At 71.2% G+C, this 3970-nt stretch carries 5 protein-coding genes; 1 reads left to right on the forward strand and 4 read right to left on the reverse strand.

Annotation, left to right across the window (positions count from 1 at the left end; translation table 11 throughout):
• Positions 1-277: 277 nt before the first annotated feature.
• Complete coding sequence (locus ABZ635_RS26970) at positions 278-676, reverse strand: DoxX family protein (protein WP_357770045.1); 399 nt, start codon at positions 674-676, stop codon at positions 278-280.
• Between the two features lie 140 nt (positions 677-816).
• Here ABZ635_RS26970 and ABZ635_RS26975 point away from each other — a divergent pair, with 140 nt between their 5' ends.
• Complete coding sequence (locus ABZ635_RS26975) at positions 817-1530, forward strand: spermidine synthase (protein WP_357770046.1); 714 nt, start codon at positions 817-819, stop codon at positions 1528-1530.
• Positions 1531-1546: 16 nt separating this feature from the next.
• On the opposite strand, the gene ABZ635_RS26980 is transcribed toward ABZ635_RS26975, so the two are convergent.
• The 3 genes from ABZ635_RS26980 to pstC all read right to left on the reverse strand — a co-directional run bounded on the left by ABZ635_RS26980 (position 1547) and on the right by pstC (position 3828).
• Positions 1547-1765 (reverse strand): EF-hand domain-containing protein, encoded by a 219-nt coding sequence (locus ABZ635_RS26980; RefSeq protein ID WP_357770047.1) that lies wholly within the window; start codon positions 1763-1765, stop codon positions 1547-1549.
• Between the two features lie 150 nt (positions 1766-1915).
• Positions 1916-2824: a phosphate ABC transporter permease PstA gene (gene pstA / locus ABZ635_RS26985; RefSeq protein WP_357770048.1), complete on the reverse strand. Its 909-nt coding sequence runs from the start codon at positions 2822-2824 to the stop codon at positions 1916-1918.
• The gene (gene pstC, locus ABZ635_RS26990) at positions 2821-3828 is read right to left on the reverse strand and encodes a phosphate ABC transporter permease subunit PstC (RefSeq protein WP_357770049.1); all 1008 of its coding nucleotides are present in this window, start codon (positions 3826-3828) and stop codon (positions 2821-2823) included. The genes pstA and pstC overlap by 4 nt, the downstream gene beginning before the upstream one ends.
• Positions 3829-3970: the final 142 nt, after the last annotated feature.

Raw genomic sequence — 3970 nt, forward strand, 5'->3', positions numbered from 1 at the left:
ACCGCGGACAACCCGGCGCTGACCGCACGCCACGTGCACGTGTGGAACCTGGACGCCCTGACCGCGCGGGTCACCTCCTTCGAAGCCGTGCGGCCCGGGCCACCGCGGGCCGAGGCCGGAACCGCGTGCTGGCGCCTCGGGTTCGGCATCGATTGCTGGCGTCCCGAGGGACGGAACCGCGTGCTGGCGTCCCGGGACCGGCATCGCGTACCCGTGCCCCGGCCGGGACGACGTGCCCGCGCCCCGGGATCGGCTCGGAGCGGACCGGCCGGACCGCTCAGCCGTCGCCACGCGGGGCGCGGCGGGCCTGGAGCGCGGCCCAGACCAGGGGGATCTGCAACGGGACGCGGCTCCAGGCCACGACCCTGTTGTCGGCCACGCGGGGAAGGCGCCCCGAACCGGAGTCCAGCGCCATCTGAACGTTGGCGGGCCACACCGCCAGTAGCAGCGCGGCACTGGCCGTCCCGGCCCACGGACGACGCGTCAGCAGGCCCGCACCGCACACCAGCTCGGCCGCGCCGCTGCCGTACACGAACGCGCGGTGCGCCGGAAGCCGACGCGGCATGATCGCCTCGAACGGTCCCGGGGCCGCGAAGTGCAGCAGGCCCGATCCCACGAACAGCGCTCCCAGCGCGATCGGGGCGGCCCCGCGCAGTCTCTCCAGTCGTTCACCCATGGTCGTGCACACTCCTCTCGTGGCGCGCCGGTGACCAACCTACCCACCGGCGGGCGAGGCGGCACCGGCCCGGGCCCGTTCGCCGGGTGGAGCCGCGGTCCCGCCGGACACGACGCGGTCTCCGGGGCACAATGTGGGGCATGAACCAGCCAACACGCGTGTCCGCGACCGAGGAGGAGACCGTCACCCTGGCCCGGGTGACCGGTGAGACCGGCGGTGACCTGGTACTTCGCCGGGTGGGTGCGCATTATGAGATTTTCAGTAACGGGGTGTTCCTCATGGACACCCGCGACGGCACGTCGGAACGCGAGATGGTGCGCGCGAGCCTGGCCGCGCTTCCGCAGGGTCGTTCGCACGCCCGTGTGCTGGTCGGGGGGCTGGGCGTGGGCTTCTCGGCCCGTGAGGCGCTGGACCACCCCCGGGTCGCCCGTGTGGACGTGGTGGAACTCGAACCGCAGGTGATCGCCTGGCACGACGACGAGCTGGGCGAGGCGGCCGACCACGTCCACCGCGACCCCCGCTGCCGGGTCCACAACGCCGACATCGTCACCTGGCTGGCCGAGGCCTCCACCGCCGATCGGCCGGTCCGCTACGACGTGATCTGCCTGGACACCGACAACGGCCCGGACTGGACGGTGGTCGAGAACAACAACCGCCTGTACGAGGAGGCGGGGATCGCCCGGCTGACCCGGTTGCTCGCCCCCGGCGGAGTGCTCTCGTTCTGGAGCGCCAACGCCGTGGCCTCCTTCGAGGCCCTGCTGCGGAGCCGCTTCCGCACGGTGGAGGTCGTGGAGGTGGTGGTGGCCAGGGGGGTTCCGGACGTCGTGTACCTCGCCTCGGACCCCCTGACGTGACCGGGGCCGGGGCGGATCAGCCCTGCTGGCGGGACATGTAGCGGGCGAACTCCTCCAGCGAGATGCGCTGGTCGCCGTCGCTGTCCATCGCGCGCACGACCTCGGCGGCCTGCTCGTCGGTGGTCTGGTCGCCGAGGTTGCGCATCAGCGAGGCCAGCTCTTCGGCGCTGATGAGGCCGTCGTTGTCGGTGTCCACGAGGGTGAACGTGGCGGCGTACTCGGTGGTGTCGGCCATCGGTGGCTCTCCGGAATCTGCTGGGGAACGGGCTCGCGCCAGGCTATCGAGGCGAGCGCGGAGGGGCCACCGGGAGCCTCGCCCCCGAGGGGCCGCCGCCCCGCCGGGTGGGCGGTGGCGACGGCCCCTCGGGGTCCACGCTCACACGGGTCAGTGCGTGTTCGTCGAGGCCTTCGAGCCGACCCAGCGCGCCACCACGGTGAACGCCAGGACCAGCACGAACAGGCACAGCGCGGCGCCCCAGGCGCGGTCGATACCGGCCTCGAAGGGCTGCGTGGCGCCCCGGTAGAGCTGCATGGGCACCGCACCCTGCGGGCTGCCCTGGAACGTGGTCACGATCAGGCCGGTGCCGAAGGCGGTCAGCAGCAGCGGCGCGGTCTCGCCGATACCGCGTGCGATGGCCAGCATCGAACCGGTGGTCAGGCCGGGGGCGGCGGCGGGCAGCACCGTGTGCACGATGGTCTGCCACTTCCGGGCGCCCAGGCCGTAGCTGGCGTTGCGCATCTCGTTCGGGACCAGGCGCAGCATCTCCTCCGACGACCGGGTGACGATCGGCAGCATCATCACCGCGATGGCCACCGCGCCGACGAAGGTGCCAAAGCCCATGCCGCCCCAGCCGATCACCAGCAGGCCGTACACGAACAGACCCACGAAGATCGACGGGATGCCGGTCATGACGTCGGTGAAGAAGCGGATCGCGGACGTGAGCCGGTTGGGCCCGTACTCCACGATGTACACGGCCGTGGCGATGCCGAACGGGATCGACATGAGGACGGCCAGCGCCATGATGTACAGGGTTCCGAAGAACCCCGCCGCGTAGCCGCCGCCGTCGCGCCGGGGCGGGGGCTCGGTCTGGGTGACGAAGTCCAGGTTGACCACGCCGATGCCTCGGCGGGTCACCTCGAAGACGATGAGGACCAGCGGGATCATCGCGACGACCATGGCGGCGGTCAGCACCACGGTGGCGCCGCGGTCCTTGAGGCGCCGGAACGACGAACCGGCGGGCCGCTGGCTGAGGGGGACGTGCTTGCCGGGGGGAGTGGAGGTCATGGTGCTCATACGGCGGCGTCTCCCGTCATGCGTCCCAGACGCCAGACGACGACGCGGGCGAGGATGTTGACGATCATCGTGACCAGGAACAGGGCGACACCGATCGCCATCAGGGCGGTCCTGGACTCGGGGGTGGCCTCACCGAAGGTCGCCGCGATGTGCGAGGCCATGCTGCTGCCCGTGCCGAACAGGCTCGCGCCCCACGACTGGGAGCCGCCGATCAGCATGAGTACCGCGATGGTCTCGCCGAGCGCGCGGCCGAGGCCGAGCATGGCGGCCGCCACGATCCCGGAGAAGCTGGCGGGCAGGACCACGTTGCGCAGGACCTCCCACCGGGTGGAGCCCAGCGCGTAGGCGGCCATGCGCTGCTCGACCGGGTGTACCACGATGACCTCGCGGATGATGGCGGTCATGATCGGCAGGATCATGATGGCCAGCACGATCCCGGCGGACAGGTAGCCCACTCCGCGGATCGGGCCCTCGAAGAGGAAGAACCAGCCGAGGACGCTCTCCAGGAACTCGAAGAACGGCCGCAGCACGTTCGGCAGGAACCAGTGCAGGCCCCACAGACCGAAGATGACGCTGGGGACCGCCGCGAGCAGCTCCACCGTGTAGGAGAGCGGCTTGGCGATCCGGCGGGGGGCCAGGTGGGTCAGGTAGAAGGACACCATGATCGCGAGAGGGAGAGCGATCACGATGGCGATGGTCGCGGTGACCAGGGTGCCGTAGATGAACGGCCAGGCACCGTAGGTGCCGGTGATCTCGGAACGGGAGTTCCCCGACTGCCACTGCTCGCCGGTGAGGAACCCGAAGAAGCCCTCCTTGGCGAAGACGGGCCAGGCCTCGGTGGTGGTGCGCAGGACCATCAGGGCCAGGATGACCAGGACGATGGTGCCGCAGGACGCGACCGCCCACTTGAAGAGGGGGTCGGCCAGCCTCCCCTTGCTCGACCTCAGCGTCGTGCCCCGCCGGGGTTCCTCCGGGGCCGGGGCCTCAGGGGCCTCAGTGGACATGGTGCTTCTCCTCTGGTGACTTTCGTGGGAGTGGGAGAGCGGTCAGGCCCCGGAAGGGGCGGGTGGGGCGGGGCCGGGGCGCTCCGGCTCCTTGGTCACGGTGATCACACGCGGAGGTCACCCCCGGGTATCGGCGGTCCGT

Origin of the sequence: Nocardiopsis sp. NPDC007018, from assembly GCF_040635075.1 — a bacterium.
Taxonomy (GTDB): Bacteria; Actinomycetota; Actinomycetes; order Streptosporangiales; family Streptosporangiaceae; genus Nocardiopsis.